The 15,651-nt window shown below is 61.4% G+C and carries 16 protein-coding genes; 6 read left to right on the top strand and 10 right to left on the bottom strand.

What is annotated here, in order from left to right; genetic code table 11:
* Nucleotides 1–24: 24 nt before the first annotated feature.
* From O987_RS16675 to lptF, 3 genes are read right to left on the bottom strand one after another with little or no spacing between them, the layout of a single operon-like run.
* Nucleotides 25–453 carry a sirohydrochlorin chelatase gene (locus O987_RS16675; RefSeq protein ID WP_019042811.1) on the bottom strand — a complete coding sequence of 143 codons (429 nt, stop codon included), beginning with the start codon at nucleotides 451–453 and terminating at the stop codon, nucleotides 25–27.
* A gap of 3 nt (nucleotides 454–456) precedes the next feature.
* Nucleotides 457–1,560 (bottom strand): LPS export ABC transporter permease LptG, encoded by a 1,104-nt coding sequence (gene lptG / locus O987_RS16670; protein WP_019042810.1) that lies wholly within the window; start codon nucleotides 1,558–1,560, stop codon nucleotides 457–459.
* Nucleotides 1,557–2,666: an LPS export ABC transporter permease LptF gene (lptF, locus tag O987_RS16665; RefSeq protein ID WP_019042809.1), complete on the bottom strand. Its 1,110-nt coding sequence runs from the start codon at nucleotides 2,664–2,666 to the stop codon at nucleotides 1,557–1,559. Before lptF ends, lptG begins: the two co-directional genes overlap by 4 nt.
* Before the next feature lie 23 nt (nucleotides 2,667–2,689).
* On the opposite strand from lptF, the gene O987_RS16660 reads away from it, so the two are divergent.
* The 3 genes from O987_RS16660 to O987_RS16650 are packed head-to-tail and all read left to right on the top strand — an operon-like array spanning nucleotide 2,690 to nucleotide 5,540.
* Complete coding sequence (locus O987_RS16660) at nucleotides 2,690–4,246, top strand: leucyl aminopeptidase (RefSeq protein WP_019042808.1); 1,557 nt, start codon at nucleotides 2,690–2,692, stop codon at nucleotides 4,244–4,246.
* Nucleotides 4,247–4,298: 52 nt separating this feature from the next.
* Nucleotides 4,299–4,730 (top strand): DNA polymerase III subunit chi, encoded by a 432-nt coding sequence (locus O987_RS16655; protein ID WP_029158463.1) that lies wholly within the window; start codon nucleotides 4,299–4,301, stop codon nucleotides 4,728–4,730.
* Nucleotides 4,731–4,733: 3 nt separating this feature from the next.
* Nucleotides 4,734–5,540, top strand: coding sequence for a hypothetical protein (locus O987_RS16650; RefSeq protein ID WP_043373598.1), 807 nt, complete (start codon nucleotides 4,734–4,736; stop codon nucleotides 5,538–5,540).
* Between the two features lie 36 nt (nucleotides 5,541–5,576).
* Here O987_RS16650 and O987_RS16645 read toward each other — a convergent pair whose 3' ends face one another.
* Nucleotides 5,577–6,596 carry a D-2-hydroxyacid dehydrogenase family protein gene (locus tag O987_RS16645; RefSeq protein WP_029158462.1) on the bottom strand — a complete coding sequence of 340 codons (1,020 nt, stop codon included), beginning with the start codon at nucleotides 6,594–6,596 and terminating at the stop codon, nucleotides 5,577–5,579.
* Nucleotides 6,597–7,217: 621 nt separating this feature from the next.
* Between O987_RS16645 and O987_RS16640 the strand changes: the two genes are divergently transcribed.
* Together O987_RS16640 and O987_RS16635 are read left to right on the top strand one after the other, a co-directional pair.
* Nucleotides 7,218–8,648, top strand: a complete 1,431-nt coding sequence (locus tag O987_RS16640) for a sensor domain-containing diguanylate cyclase (protein WP_235214168.1) — start codon at nucleotides 7,218–7,220, stop codon at nucleotides 8,646–8,648.
* 213 nt (nucleotides 8,649–8,861) lie between these two features.
* Entirely contained in the window at nucleotides 8,862–10,028 is a 1,167-nt protein-coding gene (locus tag O987_RS16635) for a GGDEF domain-containing protein (RefSeq protein ID WP_029158461.1), read from the top strand.
* 11 nt (nucleotides 10,029–10,039) lie between these two features.
* Here O987_RS16635 and O987_RS16630 read toward each other — a convergent pair whose 3' ends face one another.
* Together O987_RS16630 and O987_RS16625 are read right to left on the bottom strand one after the other, a co-directional pair.
* Entirely contained in the window at nucleotides 10,040–10,819 is a 780-nt protein-coding gene (locus O987_RS16630) for a YoaK family protein (RefSeq protein WP_029158460.1), read from the bottom strand.
* Nucleotides 10,820–10,961: 142 nt separating this feature from the next.
* Entirely contained in the window at nucleotides 10,962–12,179 is a 1,218-nt protein-coding gene (locus tag O987_RS16625) for a GGDEF domain-containing protein (RefSeq protein ID WP_043373594.1), read from the bottom strand.
* 320 nt (nucleotides 12,180–12,499) lie between these two features.
* Here O987_RS16625 and O987_RS16620 point away from each other — a divergent pair, with 320 nt between their 5' ends.
* Nucleotides 12,500–12,754, top strand: a complete 255-nt coding sequence (locus O987_RS16620) for a DUF333 domain-containing protein (RefSeq protein WP_043376572.1) — start codon at nucleotides 12,500–12,502, stop codon at nucleotides 12,752–12,754.
* Nucleotides 12,755–13,144: 390 nt separating this feature from the next.
* On the opposite strand, the gene O987_RS16615 is transcribed toward O987_RS16620, so the two are convergent.
* The 4 genes from O987_RS16615 to O987_RS16605 form a co-directional block, all read right to left on the bottom strand.
* On the bottom strand, nucleotides 13,145–13,339 hold the full coding sequence (locus O987_RS16615; protein ID WP_019042799.1) for a hypothetical protein: 195 nt from the start codon (nucleotides 13,337–13,339) through the stop codon (nucleotides 13,145–13,147).
* A gap of 67 nt (nucleotides 13,340–13,406) precedes the next feature.
* Entirely contained in the window at nucleotides 13,407–13,577 is a 171-nt protein-coding gene (locus tag O987_RS29105) for a hypothetical protein (RefSeq protein WP_155496371.1), read from the bottom strand.
* Nucleotides 13,578–14,728: 1,151 nt separating this feature from the next.
* Nucleotides 14,729–15,076 (bottom strand): PRC-barrel domain-containing protein, encoded by a 348-nt coding sequence (locus O987_RS16610; protein WP_043373591.1) that lies wholly within the window; start codon nucleotides 15,074–15,076, stop codon nucleotides 14,729–14,731.
* A 68-nt stretch (nucleotides 15,077–15,144) separates the two neighbouring features.
* On the bottom strand, nucleotides 15,145–15,339 hold the full coding sequence (locus O987_RS16605; RefSeq protein ID WP_029158459.1) for a hypothetical protein: 195 nt from the start codon (nucleotides 15,337–15,339) through the stop codon (nucleotides 15,145–15,147).
* Nucleotides 15,340–15,651: the final 312 nt, after the last annotated feature.

Below are 15,651 nucleotides of genomic sequence, written 5' to 3'. Positions count from 1 at the left end.
TCAAATATCTAAAGAAGCCATTTTTTATTTGAAATCTGTATGTTTGAGTGCTTCGGTCCCGCCGACTGCCTCTATCGCCAGCTGTGCCAGCAGGGCCGTGACGCGCGGATTCTCGCCGGCTGCGGTCTGCAGATCGAACTGGCAGCCGGGATGCTGGCGGCGCAGTTCGTCCAGCAGGCACGGAATGTCTTCGCGCGCATGTTTGCCGGTACCGAGGAACAGCGGCAGCACGATCAGATGCTGGACGCCCTGGGCAATCAGGCTCTGCGTGGCGGCAGGCAGATCCGGGGCGCAGGCGTCCAGATAGGCGCAGATGCAGGGCAGGCCGGGCTGCATTGCCTGCAGCAGTTGGTGCACGGCTTCTATGGGCTGGCGCCAGAGCGGGTCTCTGGAGCCATGGGCCAGCAGGATCAGGCCGGATGGGGCAGGAAAAGTAGCTTGCTTGTCAACCATGGTTTAGCGTCTCAATACCAGCCAGCCGAAGGCCGAGAGCGATAGTGCGGTGTAGAGCAGACCGGGTGCTGCGGCGGCCAGCCAGGGCCACCAGGACTGCAGGGTGCCGATATAGCCGAACACGTTGTTGAGCAGGAAGAAGCTGATGCCGGCCATCACCCCGCCAAACACATAGGCCGTGATGCCGCCCGAGCGGAAATGCAGATAGGCAAAAGGCAGGGCGAGCACCACCATCACCAGGCAGCTCAGCGGGTAGAAGACCTTGCGCCAGAACTCGATTTCGTACTTCTGCGCGGCCTGGCCGTTGTCCTGCAGATGGCGTATGAACTGGAACAGCGCAATCGTGGTCATGCGATCGGGCTTGAGCAGCGCGCCCGAGACCATGGCCGCCGTGACCTTGGTGGGCCAGTTCATGCTGGCTTCGTTGATCTGGCTGAGTTGGGTGACATCGCCATCCTGGGCCACCTTGCTGCCTTGCACGCCCTGCAGCGTCCACTGCTCCTTGTCTTCATCGACCTGTGCCGACTTGGCGTTGATCTGCGCGGCGATACGGCCCTTGCTGTCGAACTCGAAGATGCGCACATTGACGAAGTCGCCAGGGCTCTTGACTGCGCCGACGTTGATGGCAACCGAGTGATTGCCCTGTTTTTCCTTGAGCCAGGCGCCGGTGGCGCCTCGGGAGATCTGGCCTTTGCTGACCACGCGCAGTTTCTGGCTGAAGTTGTCGGCAGCAGGGGCAATGTAGTCGCCCACCAGCACCGTGAGCAGCACAAAGCTCATGCCCAGAATCAGCAGCGTGCGCAGTGCCAGCCAGGGGCCCATGCCGCTGGTGCGCATGATGGTGAACTCCGAGCTCTGAGCGAACTTGGCCATCACGAAGATGGCGCCGATCAGCACCGCAATCGGCATCAGCTCGTAGAGGTGGCCCGGAATGGACAGGGCCACGAACAGCAGGGCGCGCGTGGCGGTATAGCCGGCGTTGCCGCTGCCCACCCAGCGCATTTCATCGACCAGGTCAAAGAAGAAGAACAGCGCCAGAAAGGCCAGCGAGACATACAGGACGGCCTGTATGACCTCGCGATAGATCAGGTTGCGCAGGACTTTCATCGTGCGGCCTCCTTGCGGGTGCCCGAGCGCTGCAGCAGATCGCGCGGCGACCAGCGGAAATGGCGCGCCAGCAGCACCAGCACGCTGACCGTGAGGATGCTGCCATGCAGCAGGCCCAGCAGGCCCCACATGCCTATCTTGTTGGCGCTGACCCAGCTCTCGCCCAGGGTCATGAGGTTGTAGTAAACGATGAAGGCGAAGAGGGCGATCATCAGGCTGCTGCTATTGCCCGCACGCGGGTTCACGCTGGAGATGGCCAGGCCCAGGATGACGAAGTTGAGCGCGGCAAAGGGCAGGCCCAGGCGCCATGCGAGCACCGAGCGGGCAATCGGTTCATCCTTGCCGATCAAGTCCTTGGTGGGCATGCTGCGTGCCGCCATCTCCTCGATGGCAACGGGGTTGTCGTTGTCGACCTGCACACCGTATTCCTTGAATTCGGTGATGCGCACCGAGCCGTCGTCGCTGCGTGTCTCCATGCGCTGGCCGTCTTCTAGAATCACCATGCGCTGGCCCTTGATGACGGCCAGATGCGCGCCCTTGGCCGAGGTCACGGACTCCTTGCCCGGGTCGCGCGAGACCACGAAGACATTGCTGGCTGCCAGGTCGGAGGGGGAGTCCTTGTCCACGAAGAACACGCGTGTGCCGCCTGCCGATTCCTGGAACTCGCCGGGTGCGATGCGATCCAAGTCGCTGCGCTGCTGGAACTGGGTCTTGATCTGCTCGATTTGCTGATAGGACCAGGGCAGCACGCCGAGGGCCAGGACTGCAGTGATGAGAATCACCGGCCAGGCAAAGCGCAGCAAGGGTTTGAGCAGGCTGGCCAGACCCTGGCCGGCAGCAAACCAGATGACCATCTCGCTGTCGCGATACATGCGGGACAGAGAGCCCACAATGGCAACAAACAGACTCAGGCCCAAAATGGTGGGGAGTTGTCCGAGCACGGTGAAACCCATGACCAGCATCACGTCGGAAGGGCTGACACTGCCCTTGTAAGCCTGACCCAGGGTGCGGATCAGCATCATGGTCATCACCACAGTGATCAGAACCACGGCCGTCGCGCCAAAGCTGCGGGCCAGCTCTTTGCGTATGGATGAATCGAATAACATTGGCTAAAAGGAAAACACCGATTATGAACTTTGAACTGAAGGCTCTGACCGCTGCTGCCGCAGCGCGTGAAAAATGTGATCTGTTGCTGGTGCTGGTTTCCGAGCAGGCAGCTTCGGGCACATTCGGCAGCGACGCCATCGGAGCCATGGTGGCTCACGCGGTGAAACAGGGGGATTTTGCCCTGTCTTGCGGCAAGCAATTGCCTTTGTACCAAGTGCCCGCCATTGCCGCACGCCGTGTGGTGCTGCTGGGCGCGGGATCCGGCTCGGCCAGGGATGTGCGCAATGCGCTGACCGGCTGTGGCGCGGTGCTCAAGACCGACGGCATTGCCAAGGCCGTGGTGAGCTTTGCCTTTGAGGCCAGCGCCCAGGCGGTGGCGGCTGCCGTGCAGGCAGTGGCCGATGCGACCTATCTCTATACCCACACCAAATCCCAGGCCAAGCCCATTGCACTGACCAAGGTCGTGCTCGGCGTGTCGTCCAAGGCCGCTGCGGTTACCGCTGCTTTCAATACGGCCGTGGCGCAGCAGGAAGGCGTGAACACGGCCCGCGAATGGGCCAACCGTCCGGCCAACCATGCAACGCCCACCTTGCTGGCCAATGCGGCCAAGAGCATTGCCAAGGCCGCACGCATGAGCTGCAAGATCCACGGCCCTGCCGAAGTGGCCAAGCTGGGCATGGGCGCCTTCATGGCGGTGGCCCAGGGCTCGCGCGAGCCCCTGCGCTTCATCGAGCTGCACTACAACGGTGGGGCCAAGAGCGAGGCCCCCATCGTGCTGGTGGGCAAGGGCATCACTTTCGACACCGGCGGCATCTCGCTCAAGCCTGCGGCCGAGATGGACGAGATGAAGTTCGACATGGGCGGCGCTGCCAGCGTGCTGGGCGTGTTCCAGGCATTGGCCAGGCTGCAGCCCGCCATCAACGTCGTGGGCCTGATCCCCGCCTGCGAGAACATGCCCGACGGCGCGGCCGTCAAGCCCGGCGATGTGGTGACCAGCATGAGCGGCCAGACCATCGAGATTCTCAACACCGACGCCGAGGGCCGTCTGGTGCTGTGCGATGTGCTGCACTACGCGGCACGCTTCAAGCCTGCGGCACTGGTCGATATGGCCACGCTGACCGGTGCCTGCGTGATCGCCCTGGGCGGCTTGCGCAGCGGCCTGTTCTCGACCAGCGACGAGCTGGCAGCGGCCCTGCAGACTGCGGGTGATGCGGCGCTCGACCCTTGCTGGCGCATGCCTCTGGACGAGGAGTACGCCGATGGCCTCAAGAGCAATTTTGCGGACATGGGCAATGTGGCAGGGCGCGCTGCGGGTGCTGTGACGGCCGCCAAGTTCCTGCAGAAGTTCGTGGGCGATATTCCCTGGGCGCATCTGGACATCGCCGGCACCGCCTGGAAGAGCGGTGCTGCCAAGGGCGCCACCGGCCGCCCCGTCGGTCTGCTGGTGCAATATCTGCTGGGCCAGCAAGGCAAGGTTGCCGCTGCACCCGCAACGGCCAAGACCCCGGCGTCGCGCAAGAGCACGGCCAAGCCTGTGGCCTCGCGCCGCACGCGTACGACCGCCAAGGCCTCGACTTAAGGAAAGCCGGCAGGAGCAGCCTGGTTTCGGATTGCTGCTGCCGCCAATAGCTGTGACAGAAATTGCCTTTCATTTCAACGCACCGGACAAGCTGGGCTATGTGTGCCGCTTCGCACGCAAGGCTTTGCGTCATGGTGCGCGCCTCGTGGTACTGGGAGACGGCGCCGCGCTGAGCCGGCTTTCGCCTCGCCTGTGGAGCGTCTCGGCCACGGACTTTCTGGCCCATGCCTGCGAGTCCGAGGGTGCGCAGATGCTTGCGGCTTCCCCCATCATCCTGGCCGAACACCTGCAGGGCCTGCCCCATCACGATGTGCTGGTCAACCTCACGCCGCAGGTGCCTGCCGAGTTCGAGCGCTTTGCGCGTGTGGTGGAGATCGTGTCCTCGGGCGATGAAATGGATCGCCAGGATGCGCGTGTCCGCTGGCGCGACTATGCTGCGCGTGGTTTTTCCATCGTCCGGCACGACCTGAATCTCAAGGGCTAGGTCATGAACTCCTCATCCAAGGTTCCGCCACGCTTTGTTCCCACCCTGACTGAGGTGGTCCAGCCCGAAGCTGCCGCGCCCGAAGGCATTGCAGACAGCGCTCAGCCGGCGGCGCCCGAGTCGTCCCAGGGAGCTGTGCAGCAGGTGCCAGGCCCGCGGACGCTGGGAGACAGCGTCGTCGCTCTGGCGCGGCCGTCGTTTCACGCCTCTTGGCTGGCCGATGGTCTCTACGGTCGCGGCCGGCCTGCAGGCATTCCGCATCAGTTGCCCCCTTTGCCCGAATCCTTGCCGCCGCAGCAGTCATTTGCGCAAAGCATGGCGGAGGAGGTGGTGGAAGCCATATCGGCCGGGAAGGCGGAGCCTGAGACTGGGTTGGCAGCTGCCGAAGTCGTGGAGGCACTACCGCTCGCAGACCCGGCGGAGCAGCCAGCCGTTACGGACGCCGGCCAACCCCAGGATGAAGAGCTTCAACCCGGGTCTGAAGCACTCGATGAGGAAGCCGCCGAGCCACTTATCCAGGCACAGGATCTGGAGCAGGCCGTTGAGCCCGCACCGGTCTTCGAGGTAGCCGGGCTGCAGCAGGCGCTGGATGCGCACGGAGCCGTGGTGACCGAAGAGTATCTGGTCCACAGACTCATGCAGCGGGTGGACCTGGTGCTGGAGCAAAAGCTCAGGGAAGCGATAGCGCAGGTCGTGGAGGCGCAGACCCGATCCATGGTGCTGCGCCTGCGTGAAGAGGTGGAGACCGTGGTGCGTCAGTCGGTCTACGAGGCGGTGGAGGCCGAGCTTGCGCAGCAGACCCGGCAATAGCCGATAGCCGCGGGCCGCTGGCCGCGGCATCCCAGCCTAGCGGTTCAGGCGCAGCGGACCGTTGAAAACCTCGGGGTTCAGGATATTGCTGGGCTGGCCGTTGGCAAAGTTCACCACGTTCTCGAACGCCGCGCGGAAATACAGCTCATAGCTGTCCTGCTCCACATAGCCGATATGGGGGGTGCAGATGCAGTTCTCCAGCCTCAGCAAGGCATGGCCTTGCAGTATCGGCTCGCTTTCGAAGACATCGATGGCAGCCAGACCTGGGTGGCCGCGGTTCAGGGCGCATAGCAAGGCTTCGGGCTCCACCAGCTCGGCGCGCGATGTGTTGACGAACAGGGCGGTCGGTTTCATCCGCGCCAGATCCTGTGCCGTCACGATGCCCCGCGTTGCGTCGTTCAGACGCAGATGCAGCGACAGCACATCGCATTGCTCGAAAAAGGCTTCCTTGGAGGGGGCGCTCAGATAGCCGTCGGCCTCGGCCTTGTGGCGCGAGGCTTCGCTGCCCCAGACACAGACCTGCATGCCGAAAGCCCTGCCATAGCCCGCCAGCAACTGGCCGATGCGGCCGTAGCCCCAGATGCCCAGCATGCGTCCGCGCAGCACGCTGCCCAGCCCGAAGTTGGGCGGCATGGATGCTGCCTTGAGTCCCGACTGCTGCCAGGCACCATGTTTGAGATTGGCGATGTATTGCGGCAGGCGGCGCATGGCTGACATGATCAGCGACCATGTCAGCTCTGCCGGCGCAATCGGAGAGCCCACGCCTTCCGCAATCGCCACGCCACGCTCGCTGCAGGCCTGCACATCGATATGCGCGCCCGCCTTGCCTGTCTGCGCGATCAGCTTGAGCCGGGGCAATTTATCGAGCAGCTGGCGCGAGATCTGGGTGCGCTCGCGAATCAGGACAATGACATCCGCATCGCGCAGCCGGACCGATAGCTGCCCCACACCCTTGATGGTGTTGGTGTAGACCTTGGCGTTGAAGGCATCGAGCAGCTTGGCGCAATCGAGCTTGCGAACCGCGTCTTGGTAATCGTCCAGGATAACGATGTTCACCACTGGCATCCTTAAGTAAGTGGCTGAGTTTATTGAATGAAATTCAATGCGATCAAAGGCTTAGGATTGCTCTCGTGAAAACTTACGCCAAATCGACGCCACCAGATTCCCTGCGTGCACACCCTACACATACCAGAGCTTAGCTCAGGTTTGGCACCGGATTTCAAAGCCAGGCTGACGCACGGCATTTGCAGCTGCTTGATGACCATGCCGCACGAAGTTCCGGGTTGCGAATGCCATTGTGATCCAGGCCGGAGACGGTCCGTGGCTTGCAGTGGCTGTGACCGGCAAAACTGGGGTTTACCGGTAGACGGACCTGTGCGTCTGCGCATCGAGACAGCACGATCCCCAAACGCCGTACTGCCGGGCTTGCGCGGTATCTGCGGCATGGCCGCTTCAGGCCGACCGTTCTAGCCTTGCCGATGTGCAGTCGCTTGGTAGTATCTTCTGCTTGATTCAGAGGCCAAGGCTTGCGCGTCCGGTCTGTTGACCAGGCAGTCGTTGTCGGTGCGCTGCCAAATGCGAACCGGTTCGCAAACCGGTTCGCAAACCGGTCCATAGAGGCAAAACGCCTGTCAAGCATTTCATATATGTCCAATCATTAACACCTCTGCTGGCCGCTTGCTCAATACCGGTGCAGATAGCGGTGACCGTGCGGGTGTCAGGGCCGGTCAGAAATTAATATGTCGCTGCGTTCCCAATCAAGGTGAGAATGTGGCGATGGAGAATAATAGTTATATTTCGTCACTTTCTGATTCTCGCCTGGAGGCCCAAACGCAATTGCTTGAGGTGGCTGTGGCCCAGGCATTTAATGCCGTGGTGATAACCGATGCTGAAATGACCGGCGGCGGCCCGTTCATTCGCTATTGCAACAAGGCATTTACCAGCATGAGCGGTTACTCCACAGAGGAGCTGCTGGGCCGGTCTCCGCGTATATTGCAGGGCCCCGAGACGGACCCGCAGGTGATTGAGCAATTGCGCCAATGCCTTGCCGAGGGACGCTTTTTCGAAGGCAGTGCAGTCAATTACCGCAAGGATGGAACGCCATACCATGTGTCCTGGAATATCTCTGCAGTGCGGGATGCAGACGGGAAGATCGCGCATTTTGTATCCGTGCAGCAGGATGTGACGCGGCAGGTGGAAAGCGAAAGGCAGCGGGATTTGATGATCCAGGCATTGAACTCGGCCAATGCGCCGGTATTCATTACCGATCGCAACGGCTATCTTGTGTTTGTCAATGATGCATTTGAGCGTCAGACGGGTTATTGCGCCGCTGAAGTAATGGGTCGCACGCCGGCCATGCTGCACTCCGGCTCACATACGGCACAGTTTTATGCCGAGTTGAGCGATGCCTTGGCGCGCGGAGAAAACTTCAGCCGGACTTTCATCAATCGGCGCAAGGATGGCGAGCTCTACCATGCCTCCCAGAGCATTTCGGCGCTGCGCGATGCCAGGCAGCGGATAACGCACTATGTGAGCATTTCCAAAGACATCAGCGACCTGGTTCAGCGTGAACAGGAACTGCTGGTACGGGCCTACCGGGATGATCTGACGGGCTTGCCCAACCGCAGCGCCGGAAGCTATGAGCTGGAAAATTGCCAGCGAATTGCCGAGCGTCAAGGCGTTCCCTATGCACTGATCATGTGCGACGTCGATCTGTTCAAGCAGGTCAACGATCAGTTCGGCCATGAAGCCGGCGACCGGGTTCTGCAGCAGATCGCCAAAGTCCTCAGGAGCACCGTACGGTCCTCGGAGCATGTTGCGCGCTGGGGTGGCGAGGAATTCCTGATCATCGTACCGGGCGTCGGCCTGCAGGCGGCCCTGGAGCTGGCCGAGCGGCTGCGCCGCAGCATCGCATCGCACAGCTACGCAGGGGCAGGAACCATCACCATGTCGTTCGGCGTGGGCGGCTGGCAGGCCGGAGAGGCCGGTGTGGATGTGCTGCGCCGCACCGACCAGGCCTTGTACCGTGCCAAGAACTCGGGCCGCAATCAGGTGGCCTCCGGCCCACAGACCCCTGTGCAGGCGCTTTCGCGGAGCTCCGATGCTTAGCCAGCCATGTTTGCCGTTGCCTGCGACAGCTCGATGTCGGTCTATGGGAGCAGAGATTTCTCAGGAAATAAATTCACCGATTTTTGGACACTTGCTAACATCGCCCCGAATTCAACAGTCCACTGATCAAACGGACTCCTTCTTCCTAACCTCAGAGCATGGGTAGCCACCAATGTGTAGCCGCGCGAATGAGCTTTACTGAACGGCTGATTCATGCCTAGCAATTTGCAGCTCTATTTGTTGGTCGCGCCGGTGTGCATTACCGCGCTGGGCGCGCTCATGGCTTTTTGCTGGCTGGCGCAGCGCCGTTCCGTATTCCTGCTCTCGACGGCCTGCGGCCTGACGCTGACCGGGATTGCCCTGGGACTGCAATGTTTGATGCCTGCCGGTGAGCTGGTGAAATGGGCTGTTTACACCGGGCCTGTATATCTGCTGGGGGCCTGGCTCTGCACCTGGGGAGTTGCCCAGAAATTCTCCGTTTCCTCCTATCCCAAGACCTCGGCCCTGGTGTCCATCATCGTTGTCGCTGCGCTCTATGAATACAGCGTCGTGCAGAACAATATTGCGGCGCGGGTGCTTTGGCTCAATACCGGGCTGGGCATCATTCACTTCATTCCCTTTCCTGCGATCGCGCTGAAAAAGGTCAAGCGTGACGGGCTGGAAAAGCTGCTGTACTGGTCTTACGGCGTGTTTGCCATCTATACGGTGCTGCGACCGGTCATGGTGTTGTATCTGGGCTTCAGCGAGCTTCAGGACATGCTCAGCTCGATCTACTGGCTGGTCACCATGCTGGGCTCGCTGCTGTTCAGTCTGGTCTTCTCGGGACTGATGCTCATTGTTTCCATGGCGGATGCCATGTCCAAGCTCAGGGAAGAGCGCAACCACGACGCGCTCACCGGGGTATTGAACCGTCGCAGCTTCTGGGAGCTTGCAGAGCCGCTGGTCCGCGATCGAAAAGCGCAGCCGATCTCGGTGGTCGTGGCCGATCTGGACCACTTCAAGCGGGTCAACGACAGCTGGGGGCACGAGTTTGGCGACAAGGTGCTCAAGGCCGCCGCGCAAGTCATACAGGCAGGGGTGCGTGGCACCGATCTGGTTGCCCGCTTTGGCGGCGAGGAGTTCGTGCTGTTGCTGACCCATGCCGACATCGATACCGCAGGACGGGTGGCCCAGCGCATCCGTGTTGGAATCAGCGAAGCCATAGACGCTTTGCCCGACGGTCAGCGCGTGACCTTGAGCCTGGGCATCGTGGCATGTCCCTTGGGCAGCGACTTGCGCGAGGCCGTGATGCAGGCTGACCGGCAACTCTACAAGGCCAAGGAGCAGGGGCGCGACCAGGTTGTCGTGCACGATCCGACGGGTTCCGCAGCAGCGGCTTGAGCCGCGGGCGCTCAGCCCTTCTTGCTGAAGAGGGAGGGCCGCTCCGTCGCTTGCGCGGCATCGCGCAGAAAGGGCGGTACGGACAGGGCGAGCAAGAGAGCGGCCAGCGGCACCACGCAGATAAAGCCGATATGCTTGAAGCCCAGGGCGCCGGTAATGCCGCCCAGCACGAACATCAGGATCAGTCCTGCCGAAACCTGCATGCGGCGCCAGTCATGCCGGACCAGGGACGGCAGGGGCAGGCCGGCCTGGGCGTGGCGCTTCCAGAAGAACATCTTGCCCAGTTCCATCCCCAGATCCGTGAAATTGCCGGTCATGTGCGTGGTGCGCGTGCTGCCGCCTGAAGTCTTGGAACCCACGGCATTTTGCAGCCCCATCATGAATGACAGCAGCAGCACGGTCAGCGGCACCGCGAACGGGGTGTTCCACGTCAGGGTGACGGCGCCCATCAGGCCGAAGGCGATCAGCATCAGCGCTTCCAGCATCAGGGGCAGGGCATAGACGCTGTATAGATGCCGTTTGCGCCCCCAGTTGACCAGCACTGCGCAAACGGCCGCGCCGGTCGTGAAGGCGATGATGGCGCCCAGTGCGTTCAACAGCAGCGTGGCGTTTTCCAGCACCATGCCGTCGGCCACCTGCGAGGCGAAGCCCGTCATGTGCGAGGTATACATGCGCAGCACCAGAAATCCGCCTGCATTGACCGCGCCGGCGTTGAAGGCCAGCAGCAGACCCAGGGCGACATTGGTGGACGGCGTGCGGTGCCGGTTGGTGAGATGGCGAAGTCTGCGCATCAAGGATTCCACTGACAAAAGTGCAGCCATGGCGGATGCAGCAATGCCGGCGAGCCGGGCGCCGGCAACCCATGGTCAATCCTTGATTGTGGGCCAAATTGGATCAACGAGCTGTCCGGTGCGTGATGGCCGGATGCCTAGCCTACATCAGCAGGGCCATGGGATGGTCTGCCGGCATGGTCTGCTCGAAGCTGATGTCCGGGTAGAGGCGGCCCTCCACATGCACGCGATCACGCCCTGCATTCTTGGCGCTGTAGAGCAGTTGGTCAGCCTGGCGCAGCGCTCCTTCGAGCTGGTTGGCATTGTGGATGGCGGTGATGCCAAAGCTCAGCGTCACGGCCGGCCCGTCGGGCAGCACCTTCTGGTCGCTTCTCAGTTCCAGGCCTATGCGCCTGGCGACCTGCTCGGCGCCCGGCAAATCGATGCGGGTCAGCAGCACCATGAATTCCTCGCCGCCAAAGCGTGCCACCAGATCATTGCTGCGCACATTGTGCTGCATGGCTCTGGAGACCAGTTGCAGCACCTCGTCGCCCTTGTCATGTCCCCAGTTGTCGTTGATGCGCTTGAAGTGATCAATGTCGCTGGCTACCAGCGCCATGGGATACAGGCGCTTGTCGGCCAGGCGGTGCTGTGCCGTTTCTCCAAAGGCGCGGCGATTCAGTACCTGGGTCAGAGCATCCAGATCGCGCTCGGTGCGCAGCTGGCGCACGGTGTCGCGGATGGTGACGGCGCAGATCAGCACGGTGAAGAGAAGCGCAAAAAACAGAATGCTCATCAGCGTGGTCAGCCAGTAGGTCGAGTTGGCCTGCATGGCATCGCTGAGGCCGTTATGCGCGAAAGTCGCCACCAGCGTCGGGCGCAGCATGGTGAGGACGGCATAGGACAGATAGGACCACAGCAAAGTCCTGTCCAGCCAGTCACTGGAGAGGCCCCGCCTGAGGACTGCGGGCACCGGCAGCAGAAGAATCAGAGCGACGCCTATGCTGAATGCATGCAGCCGGCCTTCAGGGTTCTGCGTCAGATTGGCGAAGTAGTACAGCGAAGCCAGGGTGATGGAGCACAGGACAAGGACGGCGAGCGGATGCATCGGCACACGCCGGCGCTCTGAAAAACTCTTGGACAGACACCATGCTCCCGCCAGAAACAGCCCGTTGACGAGAATGACATAGTGGTTGAGGACCTCGAACTTCAGCACGCTGCGAATGCTGACGGACACTGCCGTCAGCATGAAGGCGGCGCACAGCCAGAGCAGAAAGCGTTGCCGTGGCTGGGTCACCCAGCACACACCGAGCAAGCCCGCGAGAAACAGCAGGGACAGCGATGGCATCAGCACATAGATGTAGTCGTTGCTCGTATGCATACACGCAGCCCTTCTGCTAGTGATTACCAACAGACAGGCCAGACTGGCCATATCCCTCATGGAATCTAAATGCCATGGCGATCGGCAATGTGTCAGTCGCTGATCTTCCGGATCAGAAATTAACAACTTCTTGCGATTTCTGACAGTTCCCTTTTTCCTTTTTTTGAGGGGAAATGACTAAAAGTGACATTCGCTGACAGCGTGCGCGGGGGTGGTTGGCGCAAACCCTTGGCCCCAATGGGTGAAGCCCTGATGAAATGGCTCTGAAGCATGACTTTATGAGCCCCAGCGAGAGGGTGGGCATTTGCTACATTGGGCCCATGAAAAAAGCACTTGAAACCACCGGCGCCGTTCTTAGCGCGATTGCCATCAGCGGCTGTGCACAGCCTCGGGCCACAGCGCCTGCCGCGCCCATGGTCGGCATGGCCAACCCGGCCTCGGTCTACTGCGCCCAGCTGGGTGGCAAGACCCGTATCGAGAAGACGGGCGCTGGCGAGCGCGGCATCTGCGTGCTGCCCGACGGTAAGGAAATTGACGAGTGGGAACTGTTCCGCCGCGACCACCCCTCCCGGTAACGACGCCCTGACCTGGCATTGGGCGGGCCTGGCCACCGGGGCGAGACGGTGCAGCTCATGCTGCGCATGTGCTGCGTGCCGGCAGGTCTGACCTGCATCTGGTCGGGGTCAAGGCTGCCGCTGCGGCCTGCGCAAGCTCGCTGCTGCGACCAGGAATGGCAAAGGCCCGCCGGGTAGCAAACCTTGCGGGCCTTGATTTACATGTCGAATTGACTGAATACTCGCTGAATTTGTGAGCGCTTTGCGCTTTATATATATGAATTTCAAGGTGTTTTTATCATGAAACCTAAGTATAGATTGCGTTGTATGCTTTGATTTTTATAGCGGAAGGCGGGCAGATTGATGAGCATAACGCTGCCGCCGTGGATGGGCGATGTGCGTGGCGGCAGGTCAGGGCTTTTCGCGCAGGCATTGGACGGTATGGGCATCCAGCCATTCGGCGTGCATGCCCGGGCAGGCGAAATCATCGCGCACGGATTTGGTGAGGGTGGTGGGTTCGTCCGCCTGGGCGCTGGGAGTTGCCAGCCACAGGGCACCCATGCCGATGGCGGCGACGAGGATCAGGGATTCGATGATCTTTTCCATGATGTTTCTCCGGTCTGGCGCTTATCAATCAAGCGCATATAGCTATCAGAATTGATGGATTAAGCGGTCAAAGCGGCCAGGCTTCGGGCGTGGTGGCAATGACGGCAACGGCGCTGATGAGGCCCAGCAGCGCAAGCATCCATTGCGCGGCACTCAGAAGCTTTGCTCCAAGGCCGGGGCGAGCAGGAGCAGGACCGCCAGGAGCAGTGCGAGCAGGGCGGTGGGGATGTGTGGCCATTTCACAGGCCTCCCTTCTCGCGCAGGCGCTGCACGAGGTCTTCATCAACGGGCTGAGGCACGGTGCTGTACAGCATGGAATTTCCTTTTGGCGAGAGGCAGGCCCGCTGCATGGGCGGGGGCGAATAAAAAGGCCAGTGCTCTTGCGAGCAGGCGAAACCAACGAAGGTGCGGAGTGAATGCGCTTCGCGCTCTGGCGGGGAAAACGAGGGCTGAGGCACGGATCTGCAAGCAGCGATTGCATCGGATTTTACTGTTATTTTTATCAGTGCTGTTTGTTTGTACAGTAGTTTAGGGCTGAGCTGCATAGCGCGTCAACAGGCGTGAACGCAGGGTGTTGCGTGGCTGCAGCGGATGTCTGCGGGCAAAGAAAAGCCCACCGGCTTTCGCGGGTGGGCTTTTGAATAAAGGCCGATGCCTTGCGGCGTGCCTGAGGAAGCGGAGGGAGGGTCAGAGAACCTCAGGCTCGGCAGAAAACGATGGGCGTCTTCACCATCGGGTGTGACGACTGCGGCGATCCGGCAATCCGGCGATCCGGCGATCCGGCGCAGCCCATGGTTGGTGCACTGCAGTATCCGCAAAGCGTATTTCAGGCCTTGATCTTGAGCAAGACCGTCTGCCCGGACGATCACACCGGATGGCCCCGCTTGGCCCTGCGTGGAGGCCGCGCTGAGAACGTGTTGACAATCTCTAGGCAGCCGCGTTGGAGCGCCATCGGGATGAGTTCGAAGCGATGGCTCGCCGCTTGTACCGGGGTGCAAGCAGGAGTCAGCGCGCAGCACACCGCCCGATTTCGCGCCAACCCTTCGGGACAGGTGCTTTGCGCACGCCCGGTCAGGGGCGGTCTGCGGCGTTGCCTCGCCGGCCGCGCGAATCCTCGCAATAGCGCGGCTATTGCTGCGGTATCGCGTGCGGGAGGGGCGCCCCCTTGCATCCTTGCATCCCAGCCCGCAAAGCCTGTGTCGCGGCGCGAGGAGATCGTCAACACGTTCTTGCGACCCGCAGGGCCGGGAAGCTAGATTTGAACATCTCCGGGCAAAAAAAAGCCTACCGCGAGGTGGGCTGAACTCCAACAGGATGGCGGCCGGCGCTCACCGGCCTGCAGTTCTTCTTCGGATCGGGCGCTAGCGCTTGCGCGGCTGCGCGCCGGGCTTAGACAAAGGGCACACCGTAGTGATCGTAGACGCGGCGGCCGTAGTCGTCGGTGTATTCGGGCAATGCGCCACCTGCGTAGTGAGGGGCGTTTTCAAGCCGTTCCTTGGTGACGGAAACCACGTAACCGCCTTGACTGGGCTCGTATTTGAGGCTGTCCCACGGCAGGGGATAGAGATCCGTGCCTATGCCCAGGAAACCGCCAAATTGCATCACTGCGTATCGAACCTTGCCGGTGAGCTTGTCGATCATCAGTGAGTCGATGGACCCCAGCTTGTCGCCGTTGGGGTTGTAGACATTGGTGCCGTTGACACGATCGGATGAGATGACAGGTGAGGCTGATTGCATTCCTGCTCCTTTCTTTGCGTGGTTCAGAACAGCGCTGCCGCACAGGGCCAGCGCTGAGGCGTGCACTTTCAGTGCTGGGGCGTCTTGTGCTGCTGCCCATGCTGCTGCTGGGCGGGATTCTTTTGCTGGCCCGGGCTCTGCTGCTGTTGCTGGCCGGGCTGGCTGGTGTTCTGGCCTGGCTGGCGTTGCCCAGGGCTTTGCTGCTGCTGTTGCTGCTTGTCCTGCTGGTTGGGGCTGTGCTGCTGGTTGGCTTGTTGCGTCATTTCCTTCACTCCTTCAGGTTGGCGATCAGCAAACCGGTTGGCTTGCTGAGGGTCCATGGTCACCGACTCAGGAAAAACCCTTCTGTAGGAGAACGGGGCGCAAACCTGAAAACTGTGAGTGAGCCGCCATTACGTAGCATTTGGTTTACGTTTGAGGCGGAACTCTCGATATTCCTAACAGGATTAATCCGGCAGGCGGGGGGTGTTGCCGCGATTCCCGCCGGATCTGGCCATGCCTGCAGTCTGCGCAGGCGCTCCTGCCGCAGTCTCTGCAATGCGCACGGTGTGAAGGGTGAGCAGCTCCGTGTGTCG

The organism is Comamonas testosteroni TK102, assembly GCF_000739375.1.
Classification (GTDB): domain Bacteria; phylum Pseudomonadota; class Gammaproteobacteria; order Burkholderiales; family Burkholderiaceae_C; genus Comamonas; species Comamonas brasiliensis.
This window is presented reverse-complemented; position numbering and strand designations above follow the sequence as displayed.

What these genes read in the sequence shown, in the direction of transcription:
- O987_RS16675 (WP_019042811.1), bottom strand. Translation starts at nt 453, where the DNA reads ATGGTTGACAAGCAAGCTACTTTTCCTGCCCCATCCGGCCTGATCCTG.
- lptG (WP_019042810.1), bottom strand. Translation starts at nt 1,560, where the DNA reads ATGAAAGTCCTGCGCAACCTGATCTATCGCGAGGTCATACAGGCCGTC.
- lptF (WP_019042809.1), bottom strand. Translation starts at nt 2,666, where the DNA reads ATGTTATTCGATTCATCCATACGCAAAGAGCTGGCCCGCAGCTTTGGC.
- O987_RS16660 (WP_019042808.1), top strand. Translation starts at nt 2,690, where the DNA reads ATGAACTTTGAACTGAAGGCTCTGACCGCTGCTGCCGCAGCGCGTGAA.
- O987_RS16650 (WP_043373598.1), top strand. Translation starts at nt 4,734, where the DNA reads ATGAACTCCTCATCCAAGGTTCCGCCACGCTTTGTTCCCACCCTGACT.
- O987_RS16635 (WP_029158461.1), top strand. Translation starts at nt 8,862, where the DNA reads ATGCCTAGCAATTTGCAGCTCTATTTGTTGGTCGCGCCGGTGTGCATT.
- O987_RS16630 (WP_029158460.1), bottom strand. Translation starts at nt 10,819, where the DNA reads ATGCGCAGACTTCGCCATCTCACCAACCGGCACCGCACGCCGTCCACC.
- O987_RS16625 (WP_043373594.1), bottom strand. Translation starts at nt 12,179, where the DNA reads ATGCATACGAGCAACGACTACATCTATGTGCTGATGCCATCGCTGTCC.
- O987_RS16620 (WP_043376572.1), top strand. Translation starts at nt 12,500, where the DNA reads ATGAAAAAAGCACTTGAAACCACCGGCGCCGTTCTTAGCGCGATTGCC.
- O987_RS16615 (WP_019042799.1), bottom strand. Translation starts at nt 13,339, where the DNA reads ATGGAAAAGATCATCGAATCCCTGATCCTCGTCGCCGCCATCGGCATG.
- O987_RS29105 (WP_155496371.1), bottom strand. Translation starts at nt 13,577, where the DNA reads ATGGCCACACATCCCCACCGCCCTGCTCGCACTGCTCCTGGCGGTCCT.
- O987_RS16610 (WP_043373591.1), bottom strand. Translation starts at nt 15,076, where the DNA reads ATGCAATCAGCCTCACCTGTCATCTCATCCGATCGTGTCAACGGCACC.
- O987_RS16605 (WP_029158459.1), bottom strand. Translation starts at nt 15,339, where the DNA reads ATGACGCAACAAGCCAACCAGCAGCACAGCCCCAACCAGCAGGACAAG.